Below are 16,060 nucleotides of genomic sequence, written 5' to 3'. Positions count from 1 at the left end.
CCCCACCGCTCCCGCCGACCACTTCGTTCACCAGCGCAACCCGGGCAGTTTTCCACAACGGAAGGGCCCGGGGGAACGCGGTCCCGTCAGGCGCGCCTCCGGCTCCCGCGAGCCCTCACCCGGGGCTCCCCCGTCGGCCACAACCGGGGCTTCTGCTTCGCCGCCAGGTCCTCCGCCCAGCCGAAGGCCAGGACGCAGCAGCCGATCAGGACCCAGACCAGGAACAGGACCGGCCAGACGCTCTCCAGCAGGCCGGGCACGTTCTGCTCCAGCACGGGGAAGCCCCAGAGCCGGTCCCACAGCGTGGCGGCGATCAGGATGCAGGTGTTGTGCCACAGGTAGATGGTCACGGCCCTCGAGTTGAGCAGCGTGATCGTCCCGGCGAAGGGGCGCAGCCGGCGCGGCCATTCGGTCCAGGACGGGCTGAGGTGCAGCAGCAGGAACACCGTGCCGAAGGACCACAGGGCCTGAGCCAGCGGCATGCTGTCCAGGTCGTTGCCGGTGCCGAAGCCGTGGTGCAGGGCGTACCAGAGACCGGCCAGGGCGATGACGGGTGCGACGGACGGCACGATGTAGCGCGGCAGCCGCCGCAGGATGCCCTCCTGGTAGGCCATGCCGAGGATCCAGCAGGCGCCGAAGGTGGAGAAGTCCGTGAGCGCCGAGGGGAACCGCTCCCCGGGCAGCGCGAGGTAGCCCTGCTCGAGGGCGACGGCCAGGGCGATCGGCGCGAGGATCGTGACGACCGGCAGGGCACGCAGGGCCTTCAGCAGCACCGGGGACAGCAGGACGTACCAGAGGTAGGCACGGATGTACCACAGCGGGCCCGCGAGGTCCGCGGCCCAGTTCTCGCCGATGAAGCCGTGGACGCCGGGCAGCCCCTCGGCGTACGGCGGGTCGCTGAGCGGGACGATCCAGAAGGTGAGGTGGAGCCACCACCAGCCGGGGTGCCCGTCCGCGTCCGGGCCCCAGCCCTGGAGGACCATGCCGGTGACGCCGACGACGCCGAGCAGCCACAGCGGGGGCAGCAGCCGGCGCATCCGGCCGCGGATCACCTGTACGGCCGGGCGCTTCAGCGAGCGGGCCATGAGGTTCCCGGCGAGCGCGAACATCACGCCCATGGACGGGAAGACCAGCGGCAGCCAGGCCCAGCCCGTCAGGTGGTACAGCACGACACGGAACAGGGCGAGGGCCCGCAGCAGGTCGAAGTACCGGTCGCGGCCGGGCTTCCCGGCGGAGGCCGGCTCCTTCGGCGCGGCCTCGGCCAGCGGGAGCGTGTGCGCGGTCATCCGACCGGCCTCCCGTCCATCTGCGGCCGGGTCTCGGCCGAACCGCCCCCGGGCAGGCCCACCGCGCCCGTGCGCCGCAGCTTCTGCCAGCGCAGCCGGCCGCCGGTGAGGGCGGTGATCCAGGACTGGAGCAGGACGACGTACATGAGCTGGCGGTAGAGGAGCTGCTGGAGCGGGAGGGAGATCAGGTGGGTCATGCGTTCCTTGTCCAGGTGGAACGCGTAGGCCGCGCACACCCCCTGCACCGCGAGGACGCCCAGCCAGGCGCCGATGGTCTTCTCGGTGGGGCCGAACACCAGCCCGTACAGCAGGAACACGTCGATCAACGGGGCCAGCAGCGGCGCCACGACCATGAACATCGACACCAGCGGCATGCCCACCCGGCCGAAGCGGCCCGAGGGGCCCCGCTCGACGAGGGACCGGCGGTGCTTCCAGATGGCCTGCATGGTGCCGTACGACCAGCGGTAGCGCTGGGACCACAGCTGCTGGACGGACTCCGGGGCCTCGGTCCAGGCGACGGCCTTCTCCGCGTACACCACGTGCCAGCCGTCGCGGTGCATGGCCATGGTGATGTCGGTGTCCTCGGCGAGCGTGTCGTCGCTCATGCCTCCGACGCGTTCCAGTGCGCTGCGCCGGAACGCCCCGACCGCGCCGGGGATGGTGGGCATGCAGCGCAGCACGTCGTACATGCGGCGGTCGAGGTTGAAGCCCATCACGTACTCGATGTGCTGCCAGGCGCCGATGAGCGAGTCCCGGTTGCCGACCTTGGCGTTGCCCGCGACGGCGCCGACGCGCGGGTCGCCGAAGGGCTGGACGAGTTCGCGGACGGTGGTCGGTTCGAAGACGGTGTCGCCGTCCATCATCACGATGAGGTCGTACCGGGCGTTGGCGATGCCCCGGTTGAGGGCGGCGGGCTTGCCCGCGTTGAGCTGGCGGACGACGCGTACGCCGGGCAGTCCCAGGTTCTCGACGATGCGGGCGGTGCCGTCGCTGGAGCCGTCGTCGATGACCAGCACCTCGATGGGGTGGTCGCTGGCGACCAGCGAACGGACCGTCTGCTCGATGCACTTGGCCTCGTTGTAGGCGGGCACGAGGACGGACACCGGTTCCGTGATGGGTTCGCCCCAGCGGAAGCCGCTGCGCCGGACGCGGCGGGCGTGCGCCACGGAGAGGATCAGCATCAGCCCCAGCCGCCCGAAGACCAGCACACCCACGACGGCGAGGCCGGCGACCAGGACCCCGGTCACCTTCTCGGACGCCTGCACCAGGAAGACCCACGCCTCGCCCTTCAGCGACTCCAGCCCGGCGACCGGGGTGTGCGCGCTGGGGGCGTCGAGGGCGGCGGTGAGGGTGCGGAAGCGGTAGCCCTTGTCCATCAGCCCGGAGACGTACCGGTCGAGGGCGGCGACGGTCTGGGAGCGGTCACCACCGGAGTCGTGCATCAGCACGATGGCACCGTTGCCGTTCTTCGGGGTGGCGTTGCGGATGATCTGCTCGGCCCCGGGCCTGCGCCAGTCCTCGCTGTCGGTGTCGTTGACGATGGTGATGTAGCCCTTGCTGCCGATGTACTCGGTGACCGGCCAGGTCCTGTTGTCCATGTTCTGGGCGAACGACGAGTACGGCGGGCGGAACAGCGAGGTGCGGATGCCGGCCGCTCCGGCCAGCGCGAGCTGGTTCTGCGACAGCTCCCAGTCGACCCGGCTCTTGCTCTGCAACGACAGGTCCGGGTGGTTGAAGGTGTGCAGCCCGATCTCGTGGCCCTCGTCGACCATGCGCTGGACGAGGTCCGGGTAGCGGGAGGCCATGGTGCCGGTGATGAAGAAGACGGCGTGGGCGTCGTGCTTCTTCAGTACCTCGAGGACCTTGGGCGTCCACTTCGGGTCGGGTCCGTCGTCGAAGGTCAGCACCAGTTCGTGGTCCGGGAGGTCCAGGCTGGCCGGCTTGCCTCCCCGGGTGTCGATGACGGGGCCGCCCTCGAGGATGTCCTTCGGGACGCGGTCGTTCGCCGTGGGCGGCCCGACGCGGTGGTCGGCGAGGACCTCGCTGTGCACGTAGCCGCGCAGCATGAGCATCGCCCCCAGCGCGACGAGAACGAGCAGGGGCAGCAACAGACGCATGGGCAGGCGCCGGCGCCTGGAGCCGCCACGGGCTCGGGACGCGGGCCCGGAACGGCGGGTACGGGATGCCATGGGTGGTGGTACTCCGGGTGGTGCGGGATGGGGTGGTACGGGGACGGAGGCCGCGGACGGTGGAGCGGGGACGGGTCCGGCCGGCCGGGGAGACTCGGCTGCGCGAGCGGGGCGGGCCGGTCGGAGCGGGTGCGCGAGGTGCCCCCGGCCCGGAGGGATCGGTTTTCTTCCGGCCGACCGGGCCGGGCCGGGCCGGGTGAAGGATTCAGGCGCCCGGCCGGAAGGGCGGTGGTGCGGCGCCCGGAGCGTCGGGCGCCGCATTGCGCGCGAACGCTGTCCGGGCGGCGACGCGCCTCGGTGGCGCGGTCTAGGCTTCGGCGGGCGTCTCGGCGACGGGCTGCGGCTCGGCCGGGCCCTCCGCGACGGTGCCTCCGTCGCCGCCGGTGCCCGTCGTCTCGGTGGGCGCGGGCGTGGGCTCGACCGTCGGTGTCGGGTCGGTGACCGGCGTGCTCGGCGGGTCCGCCGGTTCGTCCGGGGCCGGTTCGGTGGCCTTGGGGCCCGGTGCCGGGGTGGTCCGGGTCGCGGTCGGCGAGGGCTCGGCGGATGTGCCGGGACGACCGGGGCCGGCGGTGGCATCGGGGACGGCGGCGCTGGGGCCGGGCGCGGGGGCCGTGGCCTCGCCGGTCGCGGGCGCGCTGCCCGGTGCGGTGGCGCCGGTGTCACCGGTCGGTGCCGACTCGGTGGGCAGCGGCGGGGAGTCGACCTGCCCGGCCGGCGGGTTGTCCTCCTTGGTCGGCACGGGCAGCCAGGGGGCGTTGGAGTTGCCCGACAGCAGCGTGGCGACGATGACGACGGCGTAGACACCGCAGGCCAGGGCGATGGCCATGCCGATCCGGCGGAAGCGGCGGCTGCGGCGGCCCGACTCGTCGACGAAGACGGGCCGGTCGGCGGCCTCGGCCCCCGGGCCCTCGTCGGCCTGCCGCAGGAAGCCGTCCCCGAGCTGCACGGCGTCGAGCTGGACGGTGACCTCGTGCGGGTCGTGGGTCTGGCCTGGCGCGTCGGAGGCGTCCGCCGACGGTTCGGCTTCGGCTTCCTCCTGCCAGGGGTCGCGGACCGCGGTCCGGTGCCGCGCTTCCGCGGCGAGCGAGTCGGCCTCGCCGTCGCTCTGGCGGGGAATGCCGCGCAGTATCTCCGTCCCGGCGGGCAGCCGCCGGCCGGTCGTCCGGAGATCACGGCCGGGGTGGACCTGCGTGGCTCTCCCGTCACCGACTCTGCCGTCCGACGGGAGTTCCCCGGTAGCCGTCGCGGCCTCGGGCCACTCGGGTTGGGCGTCTTCTCGCCACTCTTTCACGCGCACGCACTTCCCCCCACGGGATGGTTCAGGGTGCGCTAGCGACCTGAGCACCCGCCGTCGGATCGGGCCCCCACCCGTCCGAGCGCCCCCCCACTTACCACACCGTGCTCAGGCGTCGAATGTAGCGCACGCGCAGGTTTTGTGTGGGCGCCGTATCGAATCGTGTCAACCGTGAGACGCCATGAGGACATCGTCTCCGGCCGGCACCCAGGCACCCGCGGGCCTGCGCAGCCAGCCCATTTCCGCAGCCAGGCGGGCTGCCGCCCGGCGCAGCGCGTCGAACGCGGGGTGGACCAGGCCCTTGCGCCACACCAGGGAGACGGGGGACATCGGGACCGGGTCGACCAGGGGCCGGACGACCGTCGACGGCGGGGCCGGGAACTCCACGACGGCCAGGATCGGGTTGCGCGTTCTGGCCATGATCCGCTGGAACTCCTCCTCTCCGACGGCCAGCGGCGCGGGTGGCGCGATTTCGATGCCCCGCCCCTCGAACAGCAGCCGGGCGAGCCCGGTCCACTCCGGCGTGCGCGGGTTGCCGGCGCCCGCGTAGACGCTCTCGCCGGCCAGCTCGGCGAGCGGCACGGACTCCCACGCGGCCAGCCGGTGGTCCTCAGGTAGTACGACCGCCATCGGTTCGAACCGCACGGGCTGGTGGTCGAGCCCGGCCCGCAGCGCCGGGTCCAGTCCGGCGAACCGTCCGAACGACGCGTCCAGCCGGCCGGCGAGCAGTTCACCGGCGGCTCCGGTCAGGCCGCTCTCGTAGCGGGCCATCAGCTCATGGCGAGGGGCGAGTTCACGCGCCTCGTGCAGTACACGGCGCGGTGTGACCAGGCCCGGGGAGTTGAGGTCGACCAGCAGCGGCCGGGCCTGGTCGAAGGCGGCGAGCAGCTCGTCCTGCGCCCGGAGCACCCGGCGGGCATACGGCAGCAGCCGCTCCCCGTCGGGGGTGAGCGTCACCTGCCGGGTGGTCCGCACGAACAACTCGGCCCCCAGCTCCCGCTCCAGCCGCCGCACGTCCCTGCTGAGCGCCTGCTGAGCCACGTGCAACCGCACGGCGGCCCGCGTGAAGTGCAACTCCTCGGCAACGGTGACGAAGGCACGCAGAAGGCGGGAGTCGAGGTGCGCGGGCATGCGGTGAACCTACAGCGGCCGGGGGCACCGGGAGCGGGGCCGCCGGGAGCCGGGGCCGCCGGGGGCCGAGGGGCGGTGGCGTCCGGGGATCGGGGGCCGGGTGGCGACGGGGTTCAGGGGCCGATGTCCCTGCGGGGTGTCTCGCCCCCGCCCGTTCGCATGCCGTCCGCAGTCCTCTGGCCGTCCGCGACCCCCGCCGGGGCGGCCTGACCCACCCGATGACGAGGTACCGACCGCATCGGTGGCCTGGTCAGGGTGATCTGACGGACGACCTGCTGGAAGCACGCCAGGGCGGCGAGGCCGGGCAGGGCGGCCGCCGCGGTGCCGAGGATCGTCCGGGGCGCCTGGACGACGCACAGCAGTACGGCGATGCAGGAGAAGACCAGGACCACGCACCAGGAGTGCACGGCACGGCGCTGGTGCAGCGCGGCCCGCAGTACGGACAGGGAGCCCACCAGCCAGGGCCCGTACACCAGCAGGGGCCACCAGGTGCGCAGACCCCGCGCCGCGGGAGACACGGCGACCAGGCGCAGCGGGTCGTAGGCGACCATGCCGCTCAGGAGGCTCACCGCGGAGGCGATGACGGCCGCCAGGGCGGCGACGAGGAAGCTGGTGGTGCGGAGCACGCCCGCGGCCTTGCGGGTGCGGACCTTGCGGTGGCGCCGGGGGACGTCCCGGACGGGCGGCAGTTCCTCGGTGATGTCCTGGAGTCGCCGCATGTGGGTGCCCGGGGCGGAAGCCGGTGCCGGGTCCGCGACCGAGGCCGGCACCGGCGCCGGCGCCGGGACCCGGTTTTCGTCCCGGGGGCCGGGAATCCTCGCCGCCTGCTCCCCGAGGGCCTCCTCGAGGATGAACGCCAGTTCCTCGGCGGGGTCCCAGGTCGGGTCCGGAGGCGTCAGGGGAGTGATGAAGTCCCGGTCCGGAGCCCGATGCCGTCCGGTGCCCTCTACTTTGTCGTACATACCGTGACCCGACTATTCGGCAAGCGCGAAAGCGGGCCAATCCGTCGCACTGATCCACCGTCGGGCGAGATCCTTTTCCAAGGTGCTCATGACGTTGATGAAATCACGCAGAACCGGCTCGCTCACCTGCAACGTGACCGGGCAACCCCCTCTGGTGAGCGTCCCGTTGACTGTCGCCGACGAGTGCGCTGGAGCGGGAATGTAGGTGTACGGGCCGAGCGTTACCGCCCAGCCGTCTTTCCTGGTCGCCTCGGTCATGTACCGACTAACCGTCGGCCCACTTCGGCGGATGCGCGGCAAACGAGTGAAGGATTTTCCCGAATGAGCATCTTTTCCATGCGCCATGAGGAGCATGAGGAATCTCTATATCTCTGTATGAAGAACAAGGAGCGAATGTTTTCCGCCATGGCGTTTCGGCCTTCTGGTCACGGATCCACAACCCGGGTGCGTGACTGCGCACGGAACAGGTGTTGGACCGCTTGATCATCCCGGGGCGACGGTGGAGGCATGCCGCGACTCTCCCCGTACCGCCGCCTGTTCCGCCTCCCGGGCGCCCGCGCGTTCACCGCAGGCAACCTCATCGCCCGGCTGCCGATGGGCATGCTCAGTGTCAGCGCGGTCGTGATGATCGCCGGGACCCGGGGCTCGTACGCCCTCGCCGGTGCCGTCACGGCGACGGGACTCGCGGCGACCGCGCTGGCCGCGCCGTGGATCGCGCGGCTCGTCGACCGGCACGGCCAGGCCCGGGCCGCCCTGCCCGCCACGGTGATCGCCGTCCTCGGTTCCCTCGCCCTGCTGCTGTGCGTGCGCCACGACGCCCCGGACTGGACCCTGTTCGCCTCCTACGCCGCCACCGCGACGACCCCCAACACCGGTGGCATGTCCCGGGCCCGCTGGGCACATCTGCTGGCCGGGGACCCGAAGGCGCTGCACACCGCCAACTCCTTCGAGCAGGCGGCGGACGAACTGTGCTTCATGCTGGGCCCGGTGCTCGCGGCCCTCCTGTGCGGAACCCTCTTCCCCGAGGCGGGCACCCTCGTGGGCGCGGTGCTGCTGCTGACCGGCATGGTCCTGTTCACGACCCAGCGCGCGACGGAGCCCCCGGTCCGCCCGCACATACCCGGCAGGGCGCCCCTGCGTGCCCCGGGCATCCCCCCGCTGCTCGCGGTCTGCCTGGCGATGGGCGGCGTCTTCGGCGCGACGGAGGTCGTCACGCTGGCGTTCGCCGACGCGCAGGGGCGGCAGTCGGCGGCCGGGGCCGTGCTCGCGCTCCAGGCCGCGGGCTCCTGTGCGGCGGGCCTGCTGTACGGCGCCGCGAAACCCACCGGGCCGGCCGCGGCCCGGCTGCCCTGGTGCGTGGCCGCGATGGCCGCGCTGCTGGCGCTGCCGCTGCTGGCCGCGGCCCTCACCGGTTCGCTCCTCGTCCTGGCGGCCGCACTGCTGGTCTCCGGGATGGCGACGGCCCCGACGATGGTCACCACCATGACGCTGGTCCAGCAGCGCACCCCCGAGGGCCGGCTGAACGAGGGCATGACCCTCGCGGTGACCGGTCTGCTCGGCGGCATCGCCTGCGGTAACGCGATCGGGGGCTGGACGGTGGAGCACCTCTCGCCGACGGCGGGTTACGTGGTCCCGGTGACGGCGGCGGCCGTAGCCCTGGCGTTGTCCCTGCGCAGCGCTTCGAATCGCTTCACCAAGTGTCTCGCATCCCATTGACGGCCTCACGCCACCCGCATACGTTAGATCGTCGAAGCGCTTCGACATCATGCGCCGGGAGAGTAGGGACCCCCCATGAAGTTCACCGACGGCTACTGGCTCCTGCGCGAGGGCGTGACCGCGGCCCACCCGGCCCAGGTCCTGGACATCACCGAGTCGGACGGCGCACTGGAGATCCACGCGCCGACGCGGCTCATCCGCTCCCGCGGCGACCTGATGACGGGCCCGGTTCTCACCGTCAAGGCGCACTCCCCCATGCCCGACGTCATCGGCCTGACCCTGACGCACTTCACCGGCGGGGATCCCTGCGGCCCCGAGTTCGAGCTCTCGGCGTCGGGCACCACCGCACAGATCTCCTGCGACGACGAGCACGCGACGCTGACCTCGGGCGCCCTGTCGGTCCGGCTGGCGCGCGGCGTCCCCTGGCACGTCGAGTTCCTCGCGCACGGCCGTACGCTCACCAGCAGCGGCCACAAGAGCGCGGGCATCATGCGGGACGCCTCCGGCGCGCACCACCTGCGCGAACAGCTGGTCCTGTCGGTGGGCACGTCCGTCTACGGCCTCGGTGAGCGCTTCGGCCCGCTGGTGAAGAACGGCCAGGTCGTCGACATCTGGCAGGCCGACGGCGGCACGTGCAGCGAACAGGCCTACAAGAACGTGCCGTTCTACCTCACGGACGCGGGCTACGGCGTCTTCGTCGACCACCCGGGCCAGGTGTCCTTCGAGGTCGCCTCGGAGGTGGTCTCCCGGGTGCAGTTCAGCGCGGAGACGCAGGAGCTGACGTACTACGTCATTTACGGCCCCACCCCGAAGGACATCCTGCGCAGGTACACGGCCCTGACCGGCCGCCCGGCCCTGCCGCCCGCCTGGTCGTTCGGCCTGTGGCTGTCGACGTCCTTCACGACCTCGTACGACGAGGAGACGGTGACGTCCTTCATCGAGGGCATGGAGGAGCGGGAACTCCCCCTCTCCGTCTTCCACTTCGACTGCTTCTGGATGCGCGAGTTCCACTGGTGCGACTTCCGGTGGGATCCCCGCGTCTTCCCCGACCCGGAGGGCATGCTGGCCCGGCTGAAGGCCCGCGGCCTGCGCGTCTCCGTCTGGATCAACCCGTACATCGCCCAGCGCTCCCCGCTGTTCGCCGAGGGCAAGGCGCTCGGGCACCTGCTGAAGCGCCCGGACGGCGGCGTCTGGCAGTGGGACATGTGGCAACCCGGCATGGCCCTGGTCGACTTCACCTCCCCGGCCGCCCGTGACTGGTACGCCGCCAAGCTGGAGGCGCTGCTCGCGCAGGGCGTCGACTGCTTCAAGACCGACTTCGGCGAACGGGTGCCCCTCGACGTGGTCTGGTCCGACGGCTCCGACCCGGAGCGGATGCACAACTACTACACGTACCTGTACAACCGCACCGTCTTCGAGGTGCTGCGCAAGCACCGCGGTGAGGACGAGGCCGTCCTCTTCGCACGGTCGGCGACGGCGGGGAGCCAGCAGTTCCCCGTGCACTGGGGCGGCGACTGCGAGGCGACGTACGAGTCGATGGCGGAGTCGCTGCGGGGCGGCCTGTCCCTCGGCCTGTCCGGCTTCGGCTTCTGGAGCCACGACATCGGCGGCTTCGAGGGCACCCCCACGCCGGCCCTGTTCAAGCGCTGGCTGGCCTTCGGGCTGCTCTCCTCGCACAGCCGCCTGCACGGCAGCAGCTCCTACCGGGTCCCCTGGCAGTTCGACGAGGAGGCGGTCGACGTGGCCCGCCACTTCACCCGGCTGAAACTCCGCCTCATGCCCTACCTGTACGAGACGGCCCGCACGGCCCACACCGAGGGCCTGCCCGTGATGCGGGCCATGGTGCTGGAGTTCCCGGACGACCCGGGGTGCGCGCACCTGGAGCGGCAGTACATGCTCGGCCCGGACCTGCTGGTCGCCCCGGTGTTCAGCGACGAGGGCGACGTCACGTACTACGTCCCCGGGGGAAGCTGGACCCACTTCGTCACCGGCGAGACGGTGACCGGACCGCGCTGGGTGCGCGAGCGCCACGGCTTCCTGAGCGCGCCGCTGCTGGTCCGGCCCGGCGCGGTGATCCCGGTCGGCGCGCGGGACGACCGTCCGGACTACGACCACGCCGACGGGGTGACGCTGCGGGCGTACGGCCTTGAGCCCGGCGACGAGGTGACGGTGCCGGTCGGGCGGGTGACCTTCACGGTCGTCCGCGAGGGAAACACCCTGCGGGCGACGTGCGCCGCCCCGACGACCGCCTGGAGCCTGGCCGCGGGCGACCGCGAGGTCCAGGCGCCCCCCGGCACGGCCCACCTCACGCTGGAGCTGGACTGATGGTCAGGATCACGGACGTGGCACGACGGGCCGGGGTCTCCCCCAGCACCGTCTCCTACGCGCTGAGCGGCAAGCGGCCGATCTCCGACGAGACCCGGCGGCGCGTCGAGGCGGCCGCCCGCGACCTGGGCTACCGCCCCCACGCGGGCGCCCACGCCCTGGCCGGCGGGCTCCCGAACGTCGTGGCGCTGGCGGCGCCGCTCCGCCCCGGTGTGCACGTCCCGGTGATGATGCGGTTGGCGGTGTCGGTGGTGACGACGGCCCGGGCGCACGACCACGACGTCCTGCTCCTCACCCAGGAGGAGGCCGAGGAGGGCCTGAGACGCGCCCTGGGCACGGCTTCGGTGGACGCTCTGCTGCTGACGGACGTCGAACTCCACGACTCCCGCCTCCCCCTGCTCCGCTCCCTGGACCGCCCGTCGGTCGTGATCGGCGTCCCGGCGAACCCGCGCGGCCTGACCTGCGTCGACCTGGACTTCAGGGCGGCGGGCGAGACCTGCGTGAACCACCTGGCGGAGCTGGGTCACCGGACGGTCGCCCTGGTCGGCTCTCCCCCGGAGGTCTACCTCCGCAGAACGGCCTACGCCCATCACCTCATGCAGGGCTTCACCACGGCCGCCACCCACCACGGCCTGGCCTCCTCCGTCCACCCGGGCGACCCCGACCCCGGCGCGGCCCCGCGGCTCGCCGAGCGGTTACTCCGCGAGCACCCCGCCCTCACCGCCGTGGTCGTCCACAACGAACCTCTCCTGGCGCCCCTGATCGCCGCGTTCGAGCACCTCGGCCTGCGCGTCCCCGCCGACCTCTCCGTCACGGCCGTCTGCCCCGACGACCTGGCAGCGACGCCCCGCGTCCCGGTCACGTCGGTGTCCCTGCCGGCCGACGAACTGGGCACCCGCGCGGTGGAACTGCTGATGCGAAAGCTGCACGGCGCCCCGGTCCCGGACAAGACCCTCCTGCCGCCACGACTGACGGAACGGTCGAGTACGCGCCACGCATGACAAAGGCCCCGCCGCTCGGAAGCGGCGGGGCCATTGCCCACATGGGATGAGTGGAGATGGCGGGAATCGAACCCGCGTCCAACGGTGCAGAATCAGGGCTTCTCCGTGTGCAGTTCGCTGCGATTTTCTCGGCCCCGGCGATCACGCGAACAAGTCGCCGACGGGCCCAGTCACTGTTTGATTTCCCATCGAGCCCCGTGACCGGGCTCGATGGTTTAGTTCCCTAGATTATGCCAGGATCCGGGCCGGGAACACTCCCGGGCTGACACCCATTTAGGGTCCTTCAGTCACTGCTTATCAGGCAGCGAGGGCGAAGGACTGGGAATCGCGCTTGGTATTGGCGATTATTTTTTGCGACATATGGTTTACGAGATCATTGCCGCTTCCTCGACACGCTTCCCCTGCTTCGACAGCCGCTGTCGAAACCGATCATCCCCATGTTGTGTTGACAATCCCCTCCGCAGAGGGGCACGCACCCGCCGTGGGGTGCAGACACCATCGTACGTGACCAACGCAGGTCGGTGCCAGCGTATTCCCTACGCCCCGCGCTGCCTCCGCTTCACCGCCGCGATCGCGCGGTCGGTCTCCCGACGGTCCTGCTTCTCACGGAGCGCCTGACGCTTGTCGTACTCCTTCTTGCCCTTCGCCAGCGCGATCTCGACCTTGGCCCGGCCGTCCTTGAAGTAGAGCGCCAGGGGCACGATGGTGTGACCCGTCTCCCCCGACTTCGACTCCAGCTTGTCGATCTCCGCGCGGTGCAGCAGCAGCTTCCGCTTGCGCCGGGCGCTGTGGTTGGTCCACGTGCCCTGGCTGTACTCCGGCACGTGCACGTTGTGCAGCCACGCCTCCTGCCCGTCGAGCTGCACGAAGCCGTCGGCCAGCGACGCCCGTCCCTGACGCAGGGACTTCACCTCGGTCCCGGTGAGGACCAGGCCGGCCTCGTAGGTGTCGATGATGAGGTAGTCGTGCCGCGCCTTCTTGTTCTGCGCGATCAGCTTGCGCCCTTTTTCCTTAGCCATAGTGCCGACCATTTTCGCACTACGGAGGGGCTTGGCGGAAAGCCGATTACGAGGGGCTCGCGAGACCGCGCAGTACGGTCCCGGCCCGCTGCAGGGCGTCCTCGCCGGTCTCCAGGTCGGGCGTGATGCCCCGGCCGTCGACCCCACGGCCGGAGGGGGTGCGGTAGTGCCCGACGGTCAGCTCCGCGACGGAGCCGTCGGGCAGCCGGCTCGGCATCTGGACCGAGCCCTTGCCGAAGGTGCGGGAGCCCACGACGAGCGCCCGTCCACGGTCCTGTACGGCGCCAGTGACGAGCTCGGCCGCGCTCATCGTTCCGCCGTCGACGAGCACGACCAGGGGTCTGGTGGTGTCCCCGCCGGGCTCGGCGTGCAGGGCGCGCTGTTCGCCGTCGACGTCGTAGGTGGCGACCAGGCCGCCGTCGAGGAAGGCGGAGGTGGTGGTCACGGCCTCGGTGACCAGGCCGCCGGAGTTGCCGCGCAGGTCGAGGACGATTCCGGCGCCGGACGGGGCCTGCCGGACGGCGTCGCGGACCTGGTGGCCGGAGCCCTTGGTGAAGGTGGCGACCTTGATGACGGTGACCCGGCCGGCGAGTTCCCGGGCGGTGACCGCGTCCGTGGAGAGCTGGGCCCGGCGCAGGGTTTCGGTCCACGCGCGCGTGCCGCGCTCCAGGCCGAGGCGGACGGCGGTGCCGGCGGGAGCGTCGGTGGCGTCCCCGCGCAGTAAGGAGACGACCTCGGTGACGGGGCGGCCGTCGGTCTTCTCGCCGTCGACTTTGCGCAGCAGGTCTCCGGGGCGGATGCCGGCGGTGGCCGCGGGCGACCCGGCGCGCACCTTCGTCACCTCGACACGGCCGTCCCGTTCTCTGCGGACCCACAGGCCGACACCGGTGTACTGGCCGTCGAGGGACTCCTCGAACTGCTCGTACTCGCCGCGGGAGTAGACGGCGCCCCAGCGGTCCCCGCTGCGGCTGACGGCGCGCTTCGCGGCCTGGACCGGGGACTTGCCGTCGGCCATGGCCTCCTCGGCCGCCCGGGCGACGTCGGTGTGGCGCCCGGGCGCACCGGCCGAACGCGCCGCGTCCAGGGCGGACTTCCCCTGGCCCTGAGGCAGCGCCCCCGTGGCCGCACCGGCGACGAGCACGCTCGCGAACACCAACGTCAGGGCGGCCCCACGACGGATACGGCGGGGCTGACAGAACGGGTCACGACCTGACATGCCGGTGAGTCTAGGACAAGGGGAAGGGCCGTACGGCCGGTTGACCGTACGGCCCCTCTTGGCGTGCGTCACACCTTCAAGTACTTGCGCAACGCGAAGAACGCGGCCAACGCGGGCATCAGAAGGCTCGTGGCGAGGATGAGCGGCAGCTTCGTGAGGACGGCGTCCCAGCCGATGAAGTTGATCAGCGTCAGCTGGTCGGCGAGGGCCAGTCCGTGATCGATGAGGAAGTACCGGGCGATCAGCAGGAAGCCGCACGCGAGGGTGCCGCCGATGAGTCCGGCGACCGCGGCCTCCATGATGAACGGCGCCTGGATGTAGAAGCCCGAGGCGCCGACCAGCCGCATGATGCCGGTCTCACGCCGGCGGCTGAACGCCGAGACGCGCACGGTGTTGACGATCAGCATCAGCGCGACGACCAGCATCAGCGCCATCACCGCGCGGGCGGCCCAGTTCATGCCGTTCAGCAGCTTGAAGAGGTTGTCCAGGATGCCCTTCTGGTCCTGCACGGACTGCACGCCGTCCCGGCCGTTGAAGGCGGTGGCGATGACCTGGTACTTCTCCGGGTCCTTCAGCTTGATGCGGTACGACTCCTGCATCTGGTCCGGCGTGAGGGAGCTGGCGAGCGGGGAGTCGCCGAACTGCTCCTTGTAGTGCTTGTACGCCTGGTCCTGCGACTCGTACGTGACCGCCTGGACGACGGCCATCTTGTCGAGGTCGGCCTTGATCTGCTTCTTCTGGTCGTCGGTCACCGCGCCCTTGGCGCAGTTGGGGTCGGACTCGGCGTCGCTCTTGTTGCAGAGGAAGACCGAGACGTTGACCTTGTCGTACCAGTAGCCCTTCATGGTGTTGACCTGGTCGCTCATCAGGAGCGACCCGCCGAACAGGGCGAGCGACAGGGCGACGGAGACGACGACGGCGAAGGTCATCGTCAGGTTGCGGCGGAGACCGACACCGATCTCCGACAGGACGAACTGGGCGCGCATGGCGACTGGTTATGCCTTTCCGTGGATCTCGGGTGCGGTATCAGTGCTGGTAGCCGTAGACACCGCGGGCCTGGTCGCGGACGAGGCGGCCCTTCTCCAGTTCGATGACGCGCTTGCGCATCTGGTCCACGATGTTCTGGTCGTGCGTGGCCATCACCACGGTCGTGCCCGTCCGGTTGATGCGGTCGAGCAGTTTCATGATGCCGACTGAGGTCTGCGGGTCGAGGTTGCCGGTGGGCTCGTCGGCGATGAGCAGCTTGGGCCGGTTGACGAAGGCCCGCGCGATGGCGACGCGCTGCTGCTCACCACCGGACAGCTCGCCGGGCATCCGGTCCTCCTTGCCGCCGAGCCCGACGAGGTCGAGCACCTGGGGCACGGACTTGCGGATCTCGCCGCGCGACTTGCCGATGACCTCCTGCGCGAAGGCGACGTTCTCACCGACCGTCTTGTTCGGCAGCAGGCGGAAGTCCTGGAACACCGTCCCCAGCTGGCGCCGCATCTGCGGCACCTTCCAGTTGGAGAGGCGGGCGAGGTCCTTGCCCAGAACGTGCACCTGTCCGTGACTGCACCGCTCCTCGCGGAGGATCAGCCGCAGGAAGGTGGACTTTCCGGAGCCGGAGGACCCCACGAGGAACACGAACTCGCCCTTCTCGACCTCCAGGGAGACATCCCTGAGGGCGGGGCGGGTCTGCTTGGGGTAGACCTTGGAGACATTGTCGAATCGGATCACGGATGCACCACGGGTCGCCGGGGGTAGATGAGCGTGACCATACGCGAACCGGGTAGGGCACCGCAGTCACCGGTGCGGTTGCGCAGCGGATGTGCCGCTTTGTACACCCCTCGGGGGCGGAGGGGAAGCACGCCCTCAGCCCCCATGGACGGCAGCCGCGGGAATCCGCGCGGCCACCCCGTTTGGGAGCGAGCCGCGCACCCTC

Annotated in this window: 13 protein-coding genes and 1 other RNA gene; 3 read left to right on the top strand and 11 right to left on the bottom strand. The window is 71.3% G+C overall.

The annotated features are described in order from the left end of the window. Positions 1-86: 86 nt before the first annotated feature. From ACFU3E_RS24450 to ACFU3E_RS24425, 6 genes are all read right to left on the bottom strand, one after another. Positions 87-1,286, bottom strand: a complete 1,200-nt coding sequence (locus ACFU3E_RS24450) for an acyltransferase (RefSeq protein WP_384161982.1) — start codon at positions 1,284-1,286, stop codon at positions 87-89. Beyond that, entirely contained in the window at positions 1,283-3,475 is a 2,193-nt protein-coding gene (locus ACFU3E_RS24445; RefSeq protein ID WP_384161980.1) for a bifunctional polysaccharide deacetylase/glycosyltransferase family 2 protein, read from the bottom strand. Before ACFU3E_RS24445 ends, ACFU3E_RS24450 begins: the two co-directional genes overlap by 4 nt. Positions 3,476-3,782: 307 nt before the next feature. Next, positions 3,783-4,766, bottom strand: a complete 984-nt coding sequence (locus tag ACFU3E_RS24440; protein WP_384161977.1) for a hypothetical protein — start codon at positions 4,764-4,766, stop codon at positions 3,783-3,785. Between the two features lie 168 nt (positions 4,767-4,934). After that, the gene (locus ACFU3E_RS24435) at positions 4,935-5,900 is read right to left on the bottom strand and encodes a LysR family transcriptional regulator (protein ID WP_384161974.1); all 966 of its coding nucleotides are present in this window, start codon (positions 5,898-5,900) and stop codon (positions 4,935-4,937) included. 113 nt (positions 5,901-6,013) lie between these two features. Continuing rightward, positions 6,014-6,862, bottom strand: a complete 849-nt coding sequence (locus tag ACFU3E_RS24430; protein WP_384161971.1) for a hypothetical protein — start codon at positions 6,860-6,862, stop codon at positions 6,014-6,016. Between the two features lie 12 nt (positions 6,863-6,874). Beyond that, positions 6,875-7,120, bottom strand: a complete 246-nt coding sequence (locus ACFU3E_RS24425; RefSeq protein ID WP_384161968.1) for a hypothetical protein — start codon at positions 7,118-7,120, stop codon at positions 6,875-6,877. A 249-nt stretch (positions 7,121-7,369) separates the two neighbouring features. On the opposite strand from ACFU3E_RS24425, the gene ACFU3E_RS24420 reads away from it, so the two are divergent. From ACFU3E_RS24420 to ACFU3E_RS24410, 3 genes are all read left to right on the top strand, one after another. After that, a complete protein-coding gene (locus ACFU3E_RS24420) occupies positions 7,370-8,578 on the top strand; it encodes an MFS transporter (RefSeq protein WP_384161965.1) in 1,209 nt (402 codons plus the stop codon). A 75-nt stretch (positions 8,579-8,653) separates the two neighbouring features. Further along, on the top strand, positions 8,654-10,903 hold the full coding sequence (gene yicI / locus ACFU3E_RS24415) for an alpha-xylosidase (RefSeq protein WP_384161963.1): 2,250 nt from the start codon (positions 8,654-8,656) through the stop codon (positions 10,901-10,903). Continuing rightward, the gene (locus ACFU3E_RS24410) at positions 10,903-11,904 is read left to right on the top strand and encodes a LacI family DNA-binding transcriptional regulator (RefSeq protein WP_384161960.1); all 1,002 of its coding nucleotides are present in this window, start codon (positions 10,903-10,905) and stop codon (positions 11,902-11,904) included. The genes yicI and ACFU3E_RS24410 overlap by 1 nt, the downstream gene beginning before the upstream one ends. Before the next feature lie 48 nt (positions 11,905-11,952). On the opposite strand, the gene ssrA is transcribed toward ACFU3E_RS24410, so the two are convergent. From ssrA to ftsE, 5 genes are all read right to left on the bottom strand, one after another. Next, positions 11,953-12,341, bottom strand: a transfer-messenger RNA (tmRNA) gene (gene ssrA, locus ACFU3E_RS24405). 99 nt (positions 12,342-12,440) lie between these two features. After that, positions 12,441-12,923 (bottom strand): SsrA-binding protein SmpB, encoded by a 483-nt coding sequence (smpB, locus tag ACFU3E_RS24400; RefSeq protein WP_384161957.1) that lies wholly within the window; start codon positions 12,921-12,923, stop codon positions 12,441-12,443. Between the two features lie 46 nt (positions 12,924-12,969). Next, a complete protein-coding gene (locus ACFU3E_RS24395) occupies positions 12,970-14,139 on the bottom strand; it encodes a S41 family peptidase (protein WP_384161954.1) in 1,170 nt (389 codons plus the stop codon). A gap of 68 nt (positions 14,140-14,207) precedes the next feature. After that, positions 14,208-15,125 carry a permease-like cell division protein FtsX gene (gene ftsX / locus ACFU3E_RS24390; protein WP_384161951.1) on the bottom strand — a complete coding sequence of 306 codons (918 nt, stop codon included), beginning with the start codon at positions 15,123-15,125 and terminating at the stop codon, positions 14,208-14,210. A gap of 40 nt (positions 15,126-15,165) precedes the next feature. Further along, positions 15,166-15,855 (bottom strand): cell division ATP-binding protein FtsE, encoded by a 690-nt coding sequence (gene ftsE, locus ACFU3E_RS24385; protein ID WP_003990615.1) that lies wholly within the window; start codon positions 15,853-15,855, stop codon positions 15,166-15,168. Positions 15,856-16,060 lie beyond the last annotated feature (205 nt).

This window comes from Streptomyces sp. NPDC057424 (assembly GCF_042803315.1).
Taxonomy (GTDB): Bacteria; Actinomycetota; Actinomycetes; order Streptomycetales; family Streptomycetaceae; genus Streptomyces.
The sequence above is the reverse complement of the archived record's forward strand: the minus strand, read 5'-3'. Positions and strand labels throughout refer to the sequence as shown.